The organism is Curtobacterium sp. VKM Ac-2922, assembly GCF_022815645.1.
Lineage (GTDB): Bacteria > Actinomycetota > Actinomycetes > Actinomycetales > Microbacteriaceae > Curtobacterium.
Genome location: NZ_JALGRO010000009.1, coordinates 15,740 through 31,542, shown reverse-complemented (window position 1 = coordinate 31,542; position 15,803 = coordinate 15,740). Strand labels below are relative to the sequence as shown.

Below are 15,803 nucleotides of genomic sequence, written 5' to 3'. Positions count from 1 at the left end.
CGGGCCTCCTGTCAGACCGTCGCGTAGGCAACGATGCCGCGGCGCACCGCGTCCGTCGCACGGCGGGCGGTGTCGGCGAGGTCCGGGTCGCCGGCGTTCTTGATCTGGTCGAGCAGGTCGATGACCTGCTTGGACCAGCGGACGAAGTCGCCGGCGGCCAGGTCGAGCGAGCGCAGCACGTCGTCGAGTGCGGACCCGGACGCCCAGCGGAACATCCCCAGCGCGATCGCGGGCGTGGGCGGTTGCGAACCGGCGAGCCGGGCGTCGCGTTCGACGTCGTCCAGGCGCGACCAGATGGTCAGGGTCTGGTCGAGGGCCGGACGGAACGGTCCCCGGGGCAGGGCGTGCTCGGTGCCGGGTGCGTCCTCGCGGCGGGGCTGGTAGACGATCGTCGCGGCCATCGCCGCCAGGTGGCCCGGGGTCAGGTCCTTCCAGACGCCGGCTTCGAGGCACTCGGCGACCAGCAGGTCGCGCTCCCCGTAGATCCGCTGCAGGCGACGGCCACCGGCGGCGACCACGAGCTCACCGTCGCCACGGGCGGTCGAGTGCTCGTCGGCCGGGTCTGACGGCACCAGGTACCCCAGCTGCAGGAGCACGTCGGTGACACGGTCGAACGTCGTGGCGACCGCACCGGTGCGGGACCGGATCTGTTGCAGGAGCTTGTCGTTGACGCGCTTGAGCTTGTACCAGCGCTCCGCCCACCGGGCGTGCGCCTCGCGGTCGGGGCAGGCGTGGCAGGGGTGGCGCTGCAGTGCGCGGCGGACCTCGGTGATGGCGGCCTGCCGCTCGGCGCGCGCCCCGTGCGAGGCCTCGCGCCCACCGGGGACGTTCGTGCGCTCCAGGTCGGACAGTTCGCGGCGCAGAGCAGCGTACTCGGTGAAGTCACCGAGGTGGCACGCCATCGACTTCTGGTAGCCGTCGAGCGACTCCTGCTGCGAGCGGACCTTGCGCGCCAGGTCGACGACCGAGCGGTCGGCCTGGAACTGCGCGAACGAGGTCTCGAGGACCTCACGCGTGCGCTGCCGACCGAACTGCTCGATCAGGTTGACGGCCATGTTGTAGGTCGGCTTGAACGATGAGTTCAGCGGGTAGGTGCGGCGGCTGGCCAGCGACGCGACGGCCTGTGGTTCGAGGCCGTCCGACCACTGGATCACCGAGTGGCCCTCGACGTCGATGCCCCGTCGACCCGCGCGACCTGTCAGCTGCGTGTACTCCCCGGGGGTGATCGGGACGCGGGCCTCGCCGTTGAACTTCTCGAGCTTCTCGAGCACGACGGTGCGTGCGGGCATGTTCACGCCCAGCGCCAGCGTCTCGGTGGCGAACACGACCTTGAGCAGCTTGCGCTGGAAGAGGTCCTCGACCACTTCCTTGAACGCGGGCAGCATGCCAGCGTGGTGGGCCGCGACGCCCCGCTCGAGTCCTTCGAGCCACTCCCAGTACCCCAGGACCGCCAGGTCCTCGTCGAGCAGGGTGCGGCAGTGGTACTCGGCGGTCTCACGGATCTCGTTGCGCTCGTCACGCGTCGTCAGCGACAGCCCGGACCGGACGACCTGGCGGACGCCCTGGTCGCACCCGTTGCGGCTGAAGACGAAGAAGATCGCGGGCAGCAGCATCCGCTCGTCGAGCATGTGCGCGATGTGCTCGCGGTGCGCCTTCTCGGTGCGTGGGCCCCGGCGGTCGACGTAGCCGCCGTGCCCCCGGCGGCCGCGGTGCCCGCCGCGCGCGTCGTTGCGCGACCCGCCGCCGACCAGCCGCAGCAGTTCGGGGTTCACGCGGTTCGTCGCCGCCGCACCGGACGAGTCGAACAGGTCGACCATCTTGTTGCCGACCAGCACGTGCTGCTCGAGCGGGACGGGTCGGTCCTCGGACACGATGACGTCGGTCTCGCCCCGGACGGTCTGCAGCCAGTCGCCGAACTCCTCGGCGTTGGAGACCGTTGCCGACAGCGACACCAGACGGACCTCGGTCGGCAGGTGCAGGATCACCTCTTCCCACACGGCTCCGCGGAACCGGTCGGCCAGGTAGTGCACCTCGTCCAGCACGACCCACGCCAGGTCGTCGAGCAGGTCGGAGTCGGCGTAGATCATGTTGCGCAGGACCTCGGTCGTCATGACGACGACGCGGGCGCGCGGGTTGACGTTCGTGTCACCGGTGAGCAGCCCGACCTCGGACTCGCCGTAGGCCTGCACGAGCTCGGCGTACTTCTGGTTGCTCAGGGCCTTCATGGGCGTCGTGTAGAACACCTTGGCGGTCGGCTGCCGCATGGCCAGCCAGATCGCGAACTCGGCGACGATCGTCTTGCCGGCGCCGGTCGGGGCCGCGACCAGGACACTGCGGCCCTGGTCGAGCGAGTCGCACGCGGCGAACTGGAACGGGTCGAGATCGAAGCGCAGGTCGCTGCGGAACAGCTCGAGGTTGCGCGAACGGTTCCGGATGCGCGCTGCCTGGAACCGTTCGGCAGCGCTGAGACTCGTGTCGGTCACAGGCCGTACTCGGCGTCCAGCTTGGCCTGACGCTTGGCGACGCGGCGGTCGTGGAACCACGTGATCACGCACGCGGCGACGTAGAGCACCGTCATCGGCACGGCGAGCAGGAACATCGAGATGACGTCGGCGCTCGGGGTGACGATCGCGCAGAACACCAGGATGCAGAGGATCGCCACACGCCAGGACTTGATGATGGCCGCCGCGGTGAGCACGCCGACGAAGTTGAGCAGCACCAGGAACACCGGCAGCACGAACGCGATGCCGACCGCCACGATGAGCTTGATCGTGAAGTCGTAGTAGGCCTTGGCGTCGACGATCGACGTGTCCTGGCTGGAGACGAAGCTGCCGAGGATCCCGACGATGTGCGGCAGGACGTACCAGCCGAAGTAACAGCCGGCGAAGAACAGCGGGATGGCGGTGCCCAGGAAGCCCCACACGTACTGCTTCTCGCGGCGCACGAGGGCCGGGACGATGAACGCCCAGATCTGGTAGAGCCACACCGGGCTGGCGATGACCACACCGATCGTGATCGCGATCTGCAGCTTCAGGTCGAACGCGCCCGTGATCATCGGGAAGTTCAGCTCGGCCGTGTGCCCGCCGACCTTGGCGAGCTCGGAGACCGGCGCACGCAGCGAGTCGAGCACGAACGGGGTGAGGAACCACCCGCCGACCGCCCCCACCAAGACCGCCAGCACCGCCTTGAAGAGCCGGTTGCGCAGCTCGATGAGGTGCTGCCCGAGGGACATGCGGCCTTCGGGTTCCTTGGGACGGCGACCCTGCCGCTTCTCTCGCCCGCTCGCGGTCGTCGAAGCCATGCTCCGATCCTACGGCAGCGGGACCGACAGTCCCCGGCAGCGCCACGAACGCACAGGTCGCGCGCGTCGAGTGGCCACGACACCCCGCTCACGTTCGCCGAGCGGTCGGAGAGCGTCGGCTCCGGCTCGCCGAACCGACGGCCAGTGACCACCCGGCGGTCGGCAGACGGGGTGTCGTGGCCGGTGGTCGCCGGACTGGAGGCCCGTGGCGGCGCCGCCGCGGGCCTCCCGTCCGTCACGGCCCGGCCACCTGCCCGCGCGACCGGTCACGACACCCCGCTCATGTCCGCCGAGCGCCGGCCATCTGCCGGAGCGACCGGTCACGACACCCCGCTCACGTCCGCCGAGCGGCCGGCCACCTGCCCGAACGACTGGTCACGACACCTCGCTCACTGGCGCCGAGCGGTCGGAGACCGTCGGATCCGCCAGCGCCAGCCGACCGTTCGTGACCACTCGCCGGCCACCGGCCGGGGTGTTGCGACCGGTGGACGGGCATGCCGGCCTCACCCGCCGGGCGCGAACCCGCCGGCCTCACCCGCCGGGCGCGAACCCGGCAACGGCGCGAACCCGGCGGGGACGTGCGTCGGCGACGGGGTCGTCGGCGGTGGGTCAGCCGGCGGCGAGTGCGGCCGCGGCGAACGCGCGGACCGCGTCGCGGGCCGCGGGCGGATCGAGCACGACCGCGCGGCCGGGCAGCCCCGCGACCAGCCGGACCACGCCGTCGAACCCGGCGGACGCCGCCAGACGGATGCGGACGCGGCCGTCCCCGTCGGGCGCGTCGGCGGTGTCCGCGAGGAAGTCCGCCACCAGGGGCAGCGACGATGCCTCGAGCTCCACCGTCACGATGACGTCCGTCGCCGACTGCTGGAACAGCGTGTCCGGGATCTCGACGTCGTCGATGGAGTGGGTCGCGGCGCGCTCGTCGACCCGCACGGCCGACATCCGGTCGAGGCGGAACGTCCGGAGCGCCTGGCGGTCGAGGTCCCAGGCCCGCAGGTACCAGTCGGTGTCGATCGACTCCACCCGCAGCGGGTCGACCCGACGGGTGCTGCCCTGCGTGCGCGGGCCGACGTAGTCGAACACCAGACCACGGTGACCGGACATCGCCTGGCGGATGGTGGTCAGCGTGGCGTCGTGGAGTTCCTGTCCCACGGCGACCGTGCCGGCGGCGCCGCCAGCACCCCGCGACAGCTTCGCCATGAGCGAGCGGATCGCGTCACGGTCGGCGGCCTCGGGCAGCGCGGACAGGTACTGCAGTCCGGCGATGAGCGCCGAGGCCTCGCGCGCCGACAGCCGCGGCGAGTCGTCGATCGCGACCAGGTTGGTCAGCACGATCATGTCGTTCTGGTCGAAGTCGTCCCAGGCGATGTCGAACAGGTCACCGTGCTGGTACTGCATGGTCTCGCCGGGGATCCCCGACACGGCGATGAGCTCGACGGCACGGCGGATGCGGGTCTCCGAGACGCCGAAGTGCCGGGCGGCCTCGGCCACCGAGACCCGTTCGCGATCGATCAGGTACGGCACCAGGGCGAGCAGGAACGCGAGCTTGTCCTGCGCCTGCAGGGGTTGGTTCTCAGCCACGAGCCCGCCCTTCGTCGCCGTCGGGTCCGCCGTGGTCGGCGACCAGACCGCGCAGCCGAGCGGTCACCCGGTCGCGCATGTCGTCGGGCTCGAGCACGTGGACCTCGGGTCCGAAGGCGGCGAGTTCCTCGGCGAGGATCTGCGGATCGACGTAGTGCACGAGCAGGACGCCGGGTTCGCGGGTGGTGGTGTGGCGCCGGCGACTGAGCCGCCGTTCGGCATCGGACCCGCTGGTGACGGCGATCGCCGCCGTGCGCTCGGACCAGATCCGGTCGAGCTCGGCCAGCGCGTGCTCTCCTGCTCCGGCCGGCGCCGGGTGCTTGCCGGCACCGAACTGCGACACCGTGCCGACGATCCGCGACAGCAGGTAGTTCTTGTTGCCGCCCGTCGACGGCTCGTGCGCGGTGAGCATCCACCGGCCGCCGTGTTGCACCAGTGCCAGGGGTTCGACCTCGCGGCGACGGGCCTGGTGCTCCCCCGGCGTGATGTAGTCGAACCGCACGGCCGCTGCCCGGTCGAGGGCCGAGCGCAGCGGCTCGAACGCAGCGTCGCGCGCGCGGAGCCGCGGTGCGTAGGCCGCGGTCTCGAGGGCCCCGGCAGCGGTCTCGTCGTCGCCGGCGGACCGCACCTTGAGCAGTGCTCGTCGGGAGTCCGACGACAGAGCGCCCTCGCGCCACGCCATCGCGGCGAGGGACAGCAGCGCGGACTCGTCCGGGGTGAACCGGACGTCGAGGGGCAGGTCGTACTCGCCCTTCGGGATCCGGTACCGCAACGTCTGGTTGTTGCCGGCGGCTCCGGGGGTCTCGATGGTCTCGAGCGGGATACCGAGGTCGCGGACGTCGTCCTTGTCCCGCTCGAACTGGCGCTCGAGCGACGCGTTGTCACCGCCGGCGGCGAACCGCTGCCGGTAGCCCTGCACGTTCGCCAGGATCTCGGACTTGGTCAGACCCGACTCGGTGGACAGCAGCGCGAGCACCAGGCTGAACAGGCGTTCCTCTGCCGGGACGCGCGGCACACGGGTGGTCGGCACGGCGTCCTAGGACCTGACGGATCCGAGCACGTCGATGACGTACGCGTACGCGGCACCCTGCTGGTGCACGATCGCCAGGACCTGGTCGCCGACGCGACTGCCCACCAGTGCGCTGCGGACGCCCTCGGCGATCTGGCCCTTGGCGAGCGGGATGGTCTGCGCGCCGGTCCCGTCGGTCCAGCTCGACCCGGCGACGGTGGAGTCCGCCCCCCACGAGACGGCCGTGTACTTGACGATCGCGGTGTCCTTCGCCGTGAGCCGCGAACCGGAGCCCTTGCGCAGCAGGTGGGTCTGGTCGCCGGAGGGCGCGGCCGTGGACGGCACGGTGATGCCCGGTGCACCGTCGGGAGCCAGCACGACGGCGGGCATCCCCTCGGCGGCGAGCTGCGGCGTGCCGGTGGCCCGGGCGTCGAAGGCCTTCTCGACGTCGATCACGGCGACGACGGCGGACTCGGACTTGGAATTGCTGGTGGAGGCTGCGCCGCTGCTCAGCGCGCTCTGGGGCAGAGCGACCGCGAGTCGGTCACCGACGCGGGCGCACTCGAGTGCCGTGCCGAGCGCACCGGCGTTCTTCGAGCCCGCCGTGATCGGGGCCACCTGGCCGTTGTAGCCGCTGGTCTGCGCGACCTTGCCGGTCGTGCCGTCGACCAGCGTGTACTCGATGAGCACGGGCGTGCCGTCGCCGATCTGCCGGCCGGTGCCCTGCTTGACCACGGAGACCTGCGTGCCCTTGGTGGTCAACCCCGTCGGGATCGAGACCTTCGGTTCCTTCCCGAACGCACCCGTCGCGGTGACCGCCTCGGACGCAGCCCCGGGGGCGTTGCAGCTCGACGGCGTCGACCCGGCGCCGTTCGACGCGCATGCGGTGAGCGATGCGGCCAGGGCGATGGTGACCAGGAGTGCGGGGATGGTGCGCACGGACCCTCTTTCCGTTGGGTGCAGGACGAGCGACGGAGGTAGCCTACCGGTCCTCGGCAGGGGTCTCGGCCGTCTCCACAGCCGGGTGTCCGGTGGTGTCGGCGGCCCCGGCAGCGGCGACCTTGCGGGCCTGGGCCGCCGCCTGGCGCGCCACCTTGCGGAGCTTCTTGTCGCTGGCGGACCGGTCTCCGACCGCTCCGGGCGTCCAGGCCTCGACGTCCTCGTCGGAGAACTCGGCCTTGCCTGCGCGACGCTTCAGGTTGGGCAGCACGACGCCGTCGGCCAGGCGTCGAGCGGTCACGAGGAACCCGGTGTGGGCCACCATGCGGTGGTCCGGACGCACCGCCAGGCCCTCGACGTGCCAGGTCCGCACGAGGGTCTCGCTCGACTGCGGATCCGTGAAGCGCCCGGTGTCACGGAGCGCCTCGGCCGTGCGCGAGAGCTGGGTCACGGTCGCGACGTAGCAGACCACGAGTCCACCGGGCACCAGGGCGTCGGCGGCGACGTCGACGCACTCCCACGGCGCGAGCATGTCCAGCACGACACGGTCGAGGCTCTGCGGTTCGGCGGCGGCAGGCAGCTCCTCGACCAGGTCGCCGACGGTGACGCTCCAGTTGTCCGGCACCGCACCCAGGAAGGTGCCGACGTTGCCCCGCGCGATCTCGGCGAACTCGTCGCGGCGCTCGAACGACTGCAGACGTCCGGTCGGACCGATCGCCCGGAGCAGCCAGAGCGACAGCGCACCGGAACCGACGCCGGCCTCGACCACGCGGGCCCCGGGGAAGACGTCCGCGAAGGCCACGATCTGGGCGGCGTCCTTCGGGTAGACGATCGCGGCACCGCGGGGCATCGACATCACGTAGTCGTTCAGCAGGGGCCGCAGCGCCAGGTACTCGTCGCCCGAGCTCGCCGTGATGACGGAACCGTCGGGCTGGCCGATCACGTCGTCGTGCGCGAGCATGCCGCGGTGGGTGTGGTAGATCACACCGGGCTCGAGCGACAGCGTCGTGAGCTTGCCCTTCGGACCGGTCAGCTGGACGCGGTCGCCGGCCCGGAACGGGCCGCGCGGCGGGGTGTGCGGCGCACCGCCGGCCGTGTGCGGCAGGCCGGTGGTGTCGGGCAGTTCGGCGTTCATCGCGCACCGCCGTCCGCGACGGGCGCCGACGCGTCGACCGCAGCCGGGCCTCCTGTGCGGACCTGTGCGGCACCGCGACCGGACGCGCCGGACCGTGCCGCCAGCGCGGGCGACGTCAGGGCGACCAGGCGGTCCACGTCGACGCCGGCCAGCGACGTCAGGTAGACGTCGCCGGCGGTCTCGGGCAGCGGGACGATGTGCTCGACGGCGATGGTGACGGCCCCCGAGGCCACCGCGGCGGCGACGCCCGTGGCGGAGTCCTCGATCGCGACGCACGCGGTGGCGTCGACCCCGAGCTGGGCGGCGGCGGACAGGTAGGCCTCGGGGTGCGGCTTCGGGTGCTCGACGTCGTCCCCCGCCACGACGACCCGGAACGGGTGGTCGGCCAGCGCGTCGGCAGCGACGAGCGCCATCGTCCGGCGCGACATCGTGACGAGCGCGGTCGGGATGCCGCGGGCGTGGAGCTCCTCGATGAGCTCACGGGCACCGGGCCGCCAGGGCAGGTCGTCGTGCGACAGGCGCTCCATGACGTAGGCGGTCATCCACTGGACGATCTCCTCGACCTCCATGTCGACGCCCTTGTCGCGCAGGATCTCGCCCGAGCGCTCGAGGCCGCTGCCCACCAGGGACAGCCCGTCCTCGTGGGTCCACTCGGCTCCGTACCGGGCGGTCAGTTCCACTTGGGACTGCTGCCAGATGGGCTCGGTGTCGATGATCGTGCCGTCCATGTCCCACAGCACGGCTGCGGGCTGGACGAGGGCGGGAGGATGCGCGGTCACGGGCGTCGAGTCTACCGGGGCGGACCGACCGTCCCGGGCGCACGCCGGCGGACCGACCGTCCACGACTCACGCGGGCGGACCGACCGTCCACGGCGCACGCGGGCGGACCGACCGTCCGTGGCGCACGCGGGCGGACCGACCGTCCCGGCCCCACGCGGGCGGGCCGGGCTCGGGCGGCGCGCGTCCGGGGGCCTACAGTGGATGCCTGATCGTGCGGGGCGTCCGTCGCGCCCCGCTCCACCCTCCGAGAGGTCCGCTCCGTGCCACAGCACTCCCCCTTCCAGGACGGCCGACTCCTGGTCGTCGCGTTCGAGGGCTGGAACGACGCCGGTGAAGCCGCCAGCGGTCTCGCTCGACGGATCGTCGACGCACTCCAGCTCGACGAGCTGCGCGAGATCGACGGTGAGCAGTACGTCGACTACCAGTTCAACCGACCGAACGTGGGCAGCGACGACAACGGCGTCCGCGGCATCCAGTGGCCCCGGATCGTCCTGCACGGCCCCGGTGAGCTCGGACGGCCCGTGATCGGCGCCGGCGGCTCCCCCGCGGACCGCGACGTCTTCGTCCTGGTCGGCCCCGAGCCGTCCCGCACCTGGCGTGCGTTCTGTGCCGAGGTCATCGACCTGGCCGACGTCTACTCCATCGACGCGGTCGTGTTCGTCGGCGCGATGCTGGCCGACGTCCCGCACACCCGGCCGATCTCGGTGTTCGTCTCGAGCGAGAACGCCTCGGTCCGTCAGGCCTTCGACGTCGACAAGTCCTCGTACGAGGGCCCGACCGGCATCCTCGGTGTGCTGTCCGACACGATGGACAAGGCCGGCCTGACGACGCTCTCGCTCTGGGCATCCGTGCCGCACTACGTGCACAACGCGCCGTCACCCAAGGCCACGCTGTCGCTGCTCGACAAGATCGAGGAGCTCGCCGACGTCACGGTCCCGCGCGGCACCCTGCTCGACGACGCCACCGAATGGGAAGAGGGCATCGACGCACTCGCGGCCGACGACGAGGACATGGCGTCCTACATCGGGCAGCTCGAGCAGGCCCGCGACACGGTGGACTCCCCCGAGGCCTCCGGCGACGCGATCGCGCAGGAGTTCGAGCAGTACCTGCGGCGCCGGGAGCGCAAGGACGGCAAGGACGGGGGCGGTCAGGCCGGCGAAGGGCCCTGGCGGCCACCGCAGCCGCCGCAGTAGCGGCGACCGACCGACGGACGGGAGGCCCGGTGCCAGCTGGCCCCGGGCCTCCCGTCCGTCCGCGGTGCGGTCTGGTGCGGTCTGGTGCGGTCCCCGGCCGACTGGTCACGACACCCCGCTCACCTCTGCCCACCGGTCACGGAACGTCGTTCCGCGCGGCCCCACCCGACGATCTTCGACCAGTCGACGAGCGGCGGGCGGGGTGTCGTGACCAGTCCCGACGCCCGTTCGTCCCGACGGACGCGTCGCGGTCCGGCAGTGCGCGGGGCCGACCGCCGGCGTCAGCGCCAGCCGACAGCGTCAGCCGATGCGGATGCCGAGCAGGGCGTCGACGGCGTCGACCAGCTCGGGCGTGGACCGCGTGCCACCGGCGACGGCAGTGTCGACGACCGCTACGGCCCCGGGCGTGTCGAGGTCGTCCGCCACGCGAGCCCGCAGGCGCGCGACCACGTCGTCCGCGTCGTCGGCGTGTCCCGCGCCGCCGCCCGCCCAGGCGTCCCAGGTGGCCAGTCGACGAGTCGCGCTCGACAGCTCGGTGTCGAACCACTCCCAGTCGTCCGAGTAGCGGTGCGACAGGAGCGCCAGCCGGATCGCCCGCGGGTCGGCCCCGTCGTCGAGCAGGCCGCGCACGGTCACCAGGTTGCCCAGTGACTTCGAGATCTTCTCGCCCTGGAAGGCGATCATCCCGGTGTGCACGTAGGCGTTCGCGAGCGGCTGGTGCGCCAGGGCTGCGGCGTGCCCGGCGCTCATCTCGTGGTGCGGGAACACCAGATCGCTCCCGCCACCCTGCACGCTGATCGGCAGGCCCAGGCGGTCGCCGGCGATGACGCTGCACTCGATGTGCCACCCGGGTCGGCCCGGTCCGACCGCACCGTCCCAACTGGGTTCGCCGGCACGGGCAGCGCGCCAGAGCAGCGGGTCGAGCGGGTCGCGCTTGCCCGCGCGGTCCGGGTCGCCACCGCGCTCGGACGACAGCGCGAGCATGGTGTCGCGGTCGAGTCGGCTCTCGTCGCCGAGCGACCAGGACTCGGTCGGACGGTTGACGTCGAAGTACAGGTCGTCCCCCGCGGAGTCGGGCGTGGGGACGGGGTACGCGTAGCCGGTCTCCTGCAGGAACGCGACGGCCTCGGCGATGCGCTCGACCTCGTCGGTGACGGCCACGTAGTCGTCCGGCGGCAGGATGCGCAGGGCCTCCATGTCGCGGCGGAACAGGTCGATCTGCGACGCGGCGAGGTCCTGCCAGTCGACCCCGTCGCGGGCGGCACGCTCGAGCAGCGGGTCGTCGACGTCGGTGGTGTTCTGGGCGTACTCGACGTCGAAGCCGGCGTCGCGCCAGGCCCGGCCGAGCGTGTCGAACGCCAGGTAGGTCGCCGCGTGCCCCAGGTGGGTCGCGTCGTAGGGCGTGATGCCGCAGACGTACAGCGCTGCCCGGTCGTCACCACCCGTCGGGTCGACGGGCCTGCCGAGCGCCGTGTCGTGGACCACGGGACGTGGACCAGAACCCGGGACCTCGGGGACGGACGGGGCCTCCCAGGCCCTCACGGCTGGATCACCTGGAACGACAACAACACGATGAGCACGATACCGAGTGCGATCCGGTAGTACACGAAGGGCATGAAGCTGCGCTTGCTGATGTAGTTCATGAACGCCGCGATCACGACGAACCCGACGCCGAACGCGACGACCGTGGCGATGACCGTGTCGACGACGCCGAACGGGGCGCCGGTGTCACCGAGACTCGTGGCGGCTTCGTACAGCCCGGACAGGAACACCGCCGGCACGGCGAGCAGGAAGGCGAACCGGGCGGCGGCCTCGCGGGTGTACCCGAGTGCCAGTCCCATCGACACCGTGGCGCCGGACCGCGAGACCCCGGGCACCAGCGCCAGGACCTGTGCGAGCCCGATCAGGATCCCGCCACCGAAGGTCATGTGCTCGATCCGCCGTTCCTTGCGCCCGACGCGGTCGAGCACGCCGAGCACGACACCGAATACGATGAGCACGATCGCGACGATCCACAGCGACCGGAACGTGGTCTCGATGGTGTGCTGCAGCAGGAGACCGACGACGCCGATCGGGATCGTGCCGAGGATCACCAGCCAACCGAGTCGGGCGTCGGGGTCGTTCCGCGGGACCCTGCCGGTCAACGAGCCGAACCACCGTCCGACGATGCGGACGATGTCGCTCCAGAAGTAGATCAGGACCGCGGTCTCGGTGCCGAGCTGCGTCACGGCGGTGAAGGCCGCACCGGGGTCCTTTGCGTCCGGCAGGAACAGCCCGACGATGCGCAGGTGCGCACTGGAGGACACGGGCAGGAACTCGGTCAGTCCCTGCACGAAGCCGAGGAAGATCGCCTCGAGGATGTGCACTGGCGCGGCCTTTCGGTCGTTCGGTGGTCGGTCGTGTGCGACTGCGGAGTGGACCGAGCGCGACCGCTCAGTCTGTCAGTACGAACCGAACAGGTCCCCGAGCACGCGCCGACCGAACGCGAGTGCGTCGAGCGGCACCCGCTCGTCGACACCGTGGAACATGGCCGGGAAGTCGATGTCGGCGGGCAGCTGCAGCGGCACGAAGCCGTAGCCGGCGATGCCGAGCGTCGACAGCGCCTTGTTGTCGGTGCCGCCGGAGAGCAGGTAGGGCAGCACCGGCGCGCCCGGGTCATGGCGCCCCAGCACGTCGCGGACGGCGTCGACCAGGGGGCCGCCGAAGTCCTGCTCGAGCCCGATGTCGCGGAACGACGTGACGACCTGCACGTCGTCGCCGGCGAGCTCGCGCACGCGGGCCAGCACCGTCTCTTCGTCACCTGGCAGGCACCGGACGTCGATCAGGGCCTCGGCTGCGTCCGGGATGACGTTGTGCTTGTACCCGGCCTGCAGCACGGTGGGGTTCGACGTGGTGTGCAGCGCCGCGTGGATGAACCGCGACGCCGAGCCGGTGGCCAGGGCGACCTCGTCCGGTCCGGTGACCTCGGGGTCGACGCCGAGGAACCGGGCGACCTCGGACACCATCGCCTCGGTCGTGGCGGAGAGCCGGACGGGCCACTCCTCGCTGCCGATCCGGGCGACGGCGGCCGCGAGCTTGGTCACCGCGTTGTCGCGGATGACGTGCGAGCCGTGCGCCGCGGTGCCGGTCGCGACGAGCTTCAGCCACATCAGGGCCTTCTCGCCGGTCTGCAGCAGGTAGGCACGCCGGTCGCCGAGGGTGATCGAGTAGCCGCCGACCTCGCTGATGGCGGCTGTCGCGCCGGCGAAGACCTCGGGGTGGTGCTCGACGACGTGGTGCGAGCCGAGGACTCCCCCGGCTTCCTCGTCCGCGAAGTACGCGATCACCAGGTCACGCTCGGGCGCCCCCTGCGCCGCGATGACGTCGCCGAGCGCGGTCAGCATCATCGCGTCCATGTTCTTCATGTCGACGGCTCCGCGGCCCCACAGCATGCCGTCCTTGACCACGCCACCGAAGGGGTCGACGCTCCAGTTCGCCGGGTCGGCGGGGACGACGTCCAGGTGCCCGTGGACCACCAGCGCCGGCTTTTCGGCGCTGCGCCCGCGGACTCGCGCGACGACACTGACCCGGCCGGGCTCGGACTCGAACACCTGCGGCGTGAGCCCCAGGTCCTGCAGCGCCGCTTCGACGTAGTGTGCAGCCTCGGTCTCACCCGCCGACTTGCCGTTGCCCCAGTTGCTCGTGTCGATCCGGATCAGGTCACGAGCGATCGCGGCGGTGGCCTCGAGCTCGGTGTCGGTCGTCGCCGAGTGCGCATCCGTCGTCATGCCGCCACGCTACCGGGGACCCGTGACGCCGGACGCGCCCGGGATGGCCGAACGTGTTCAACGCCTGTTCAGACCCGTGCTAATGTCTTCTCCGGCAGCAAAGCCGGGGCAACCCCGGATCAGCGGCTCGACAACAGAACAACATCTGTCCGGATGGCGGAATTGGTAGACGCGCTAGCTTGAGGTGCTAGTGCCCGTATTAGGGCGTGGGGGTTCAAGTCCCCCTTCGGACACGCAGTGTTGAGACACGCGGCGAACGGCTCACCTTCGGGTGAGCCGTTCGTTTTCGTGCGCCCGGATCCGCTCTGCGGCCGTAGCGCCCACCGCACGACATCCCCGACGTCGTACGACATCGACCTTGTCGCGCCGCTGGCACGCCGCCGCCCACGCGACAGCTCCGACGTCGTACGACATCGACGTTGTCGCACCAGCGGCAGCGCCAGCGGCAGCGGCAGCGGCACGACGCCACCACGGAACGGACAGGAGGCCCGGTGCCAGCGGGCCCCGGGCCTCCTGTCCGGTATCCGGCGCGTCACAGCACGTCGGACGTGGCGAGGCGATCGGCCAGCCACCGTCGCGCACCGGCCTCGTCGTCGAAGACGCCGTCGTCCTGCGCGTCGGCGGCGTCGGTGAGCACGGCATGGAAGACCGGACCGGGACGCAGCCCGGCGTCGACGAGGTCGCGGCCCGTCAAGAGCCGCGACGGACGCCCACTGGCGGCGTCCCTCCGCATGACGTCGATCCAGGCTGCCGCCGGACTGCCCGTCGACGCGCTCCCCCGGCCTCGTGTGTCGGCGTCGCACACACGCGCCCACTGCTCCGCCACGGCGAGCGAACCTCCGAGCCGACGGAGGAGGCGGCGCGCTGCCGACACGGACGGCCCACCGCTGGCGGTCGAGTGGACGACCATGTGCTCGCGGACGAGCAGCGCGATCCGCTCGGTCGTCGACCGGGGCGCGCCGACACGACCCAGGAGCGCCCGGGCTGCAACGGCACCGGACCGCTCGTGGCCGATGCTCCGAATGCGGGTGGTCCCACCTTGGTGCACCAACTGGGTGCCTCGGCCGGCCTTGCCGACGTCGTGCAGGATCGCCGCGAGCACGACCACGACGCGGTCCTCGCCGGTCATCCCGTCCTCGGTGCAGGCACGAGCGGCGGCGTCCCCGGCGAGACCGAGGTGGATGTGGACGGCGCCCTCCGGGTGCCAACGGGGATCCTGCGGGACATCCCGTACGGCCGCCAGCTCCGGGAAGTGACGTTCCCAGTCAGTGCGGTGCAGCACGTCCAGAGCGAGCGTGATGTGGTCACCAGATGCCAAACGGCGGATCTCCGGCCAGACACGGTCGGTCACGACCTCGTCGAACCGGTCGGACAGGGACCGGGCGACCGCGATCGTGTCCGGGTGCACGGTGAGCGCGAATCGGGCGACGAGCTGCACGGCGCGCAGGACCCGGAGCGGGTCCTCACCGAAGCGGTCCGACGTGTGACGGAGGATCCCTGCAGCGGCGTCGTCGATTCCGCCGAATGCGTCGAGGAGCACGTCCGCGGCGGGATCCCACGCGACCGCGTCGAGCGTGAAGTCCCGCCGCGACGCAGCCTGCCGGAACCCGGCGTCCTGGTCGGGCTGCCATGGTGCGACGGCGACGTCGAGATGGGTGTCGTCGATCACCACACGGAGCACCTCGAACCGGGCGCCGGCCGTCACCACCGATGCGCCAGTGGACCGCAACAGTGCGACGACCGCGTCGAGCCCGACCCCGGTGTGCAGCTCGATGTCGACGTCGGACGGGGCTTCGGGCACGAGGTGTCCGGCCGCACGGAGCAGCGCGTCGCGGACCAGACCGCCGACCACGAGCGGCCGGCCGACGGTTCGGAGGGCAGCGAGTGCTCGTCCGGCACCCGGGGTGCCTTCGACGACTCGTCGGACGTCCGCGGTGTCACAGCACCGGTGCACGCGGTCGTGGCGGGTCCGTCCGCATCGAGGACAGATCGAGTGGGTGGTCACGAGGTGGCTCCTCCGGGGACCTCGTCACGCACGGTTGCCGAGGGAGTCAGTCTGCCGCACCGAGCGGCGGAAGACCACCACGGAACGGACGGG

The 15,803-nt window shown here is 71.7% G+C and carries 12 protein-coding genes and 1 tRNA gene; 2 read left to right on the top strand and 11 right to left on the bottom strand.

Annotated features, from left to right (window positions below; translation table 11 throughout):
* Nucleotides 1-11: 11 nt before the first annotated feature.
* From MT346_RS11555 to MT346_RS11525, 7 genes are all read right to left on the bottom strand, one after another.
* The gene (locus tag MT346_RS11555) at nucleotides 12-2,483 is read right to left on the bottom strand and encodes an RNA helicase (protein ID WP_243563224.1); all 2,472 of its coding nucleotides are present in this window, start codon (nucleotides 2,481-2,483) and stop codon (nucleotides 12-14) included.
* A complete protein-coding gene (tatC, locus tag MT346_RS11550) occupies nucleotides 2,480-3,232 on the bottom strand; it encodes a twin-arginine translocase subunit TatC (RefSeq protein ID WP_243563383.1) in 753 nt (250 codons plus the stop codon). Before tatC ends, MT346_RS11555 begins: the two co-directional genes overlap by 4 nt.
* Before the next feature lie 678 nt (nucleotides 3,233-3,910).
* Nucleotides 3,911-4,882, bottom strand: a complete 972-nt coding sequence (locus MT346_RS11545) for a YafY family protein (protein ID WP_243563223.1) — start codon at nucleotides 4,880-4,882, stop codon at nucleotides 3,911-3,913.
* Complete coding sequence (locus MT346_RS11540; RefSeq protein WP_243563222.1) at nucleotides 4,875-5,912, bottom strand: YafY family protein; 1,038 nt, start codon at nucleotides 5,910-5,912, stop codon at nucleotides 4,875-4,877. The genes MT346_RS11545 and MT346_RS11540 overlap by 8 nt, the downstream gene beginning before the upstream one ends.
* 6 nt (nucleotides 5,913-5,918) lie before the next feature.
* On the bottom strand, nucleotides 5,919-6,830 hold the full coding sequence (locus MT346_RS11535; RefSeq protein ID WP_243563221.1) for an FKBP-type peptidyl-prolyl cis-trans isomerase: 912 nt from the start codon (nucleotides 6,828-6,830) through the stop codon (nucleotides 5,919-5,921).
* 43 nt (nucleotides 6,831-6,873) lie between these two features.
* A complete protein-coding gene (locus MT346_RS11530; protein ID WP_243563220.1) occupies nucleotides 6,874-7,965 on the bottom strand; it encodes a tRNA (adenine-N1)-methyltransferase in 1,092 nt (363 codons plus the stop codon).
* The gene (locus MT346_RS11525) at nucleotides 7,962-8,744 is read right to left on the bottom strand and encodes an HAD family phosphatase (protein WP_243563219.1); all 783 of its coding nucleotides are present in this window, start codon (nucleotides 8,742-8,744) and stop codon (nucleotides 7,962-7,964) included. The genes MT346_RS11530 and MT346_RS11525 overlap by 4 nt, the downstream gene beginning before the upstream one ends.
* Before the next feature lie 261 nt (nucleotides 8,745-9,005).
* Here MT346_RS11525 and MT346_RS11520 point away from each other — a divergent pair, with 261 nt between their 5' ends.
* A complete protein-coding gene (locus tag MT346_RS11520) occupies nucleotides 9,006-9,938 on the top strand; it encodes a proteasome assembly chaperone family protein (RefSeq protein WP_243563218.1) in 933 nt (310 codons plus the stop codon).
* A 300-nt stretch (nucleotides 9,939-10,238) separates the two neighbouring features.
* Here the strand turns inward: MT346_RS11520 and mshC are convergent, their stop codons facing one another.
* From mshC to MT346_RS11505, 3 genes are all read right to left on the bottom strand, one after another.
* Nucleotides 10,239-11,480, bottom strand: coding sequence for a cysteine--1-D-myo-inosityl 2-amino-2-deoxy-alpha-D-glucopyranoside ligase (gene mshC, locus MT346_RS11515; RefSeq protein ID WP_243563217.1), 1,242 nt, complete (start codon nucleotides 11,478-11,480; stop codon nucleotides 10,239-10,241).
* On the bottom strand, nucleotides 11,477-12,304 hold the full coding sequence (locus tag MT346_RS11510) for an undecaprenyl-diphosphate phosphatase (RefSeq protein ID WP_243563216.1): 828 nt from the start codon (nucleotides 12,302-12,304) through the stop codon (nucleotides 11,477-11,479). The genes mshC and MT346_RS11510 overlap by 4 nt, the downstream gene beginning before the upstream one ends.
* Nucleotides 12,305-12,379: 75 nt before the next feature.
* The gene (locus tag MT346_RS11505; protein WP_243563215.1) at nucleotides 12,380-13,705 is read right to left on the bottom strand and encodes a M20/M25/M40 family metallo-hydrolase; all 1,326 of its coding nucleotides are present in this window, start codon (nucleotides 13,703-13,705) and stop codon (nucleotides 12,380-12,382) included.
* 147 nt (nucleotides 13,706-13,852) lie between these two features.
* On the opposite strand from MT346_RS11505, the gene MT346_RS11500 reads away from it, so the two are divergent.
* Nucleotides 13,853-13,938, top strand: a tRNA-Leu gene (locus MT346_RS11500).
* Between the two features lie 299 nt (nucleotides 13,939-14,237).
* Here the strand turns inward: MT346_RS11500 and MT346_RS11495 are convergent.
* Nucleotides 14,238-15,710 carry an HD domain-containing protein gene (locus MT346_RS11495; protein WP_243563214.1) on the bottom strand — a complete coding sequence of 491 codons (1,473 nt, stop codon included), beginning with the start codon at nucleotides 15,708-15,710 and terminating at the stop codon, nucleotides 14,238-14,240.
* Nucleotides 15,711-15,803: the final 93 nt, after the last annotated feature.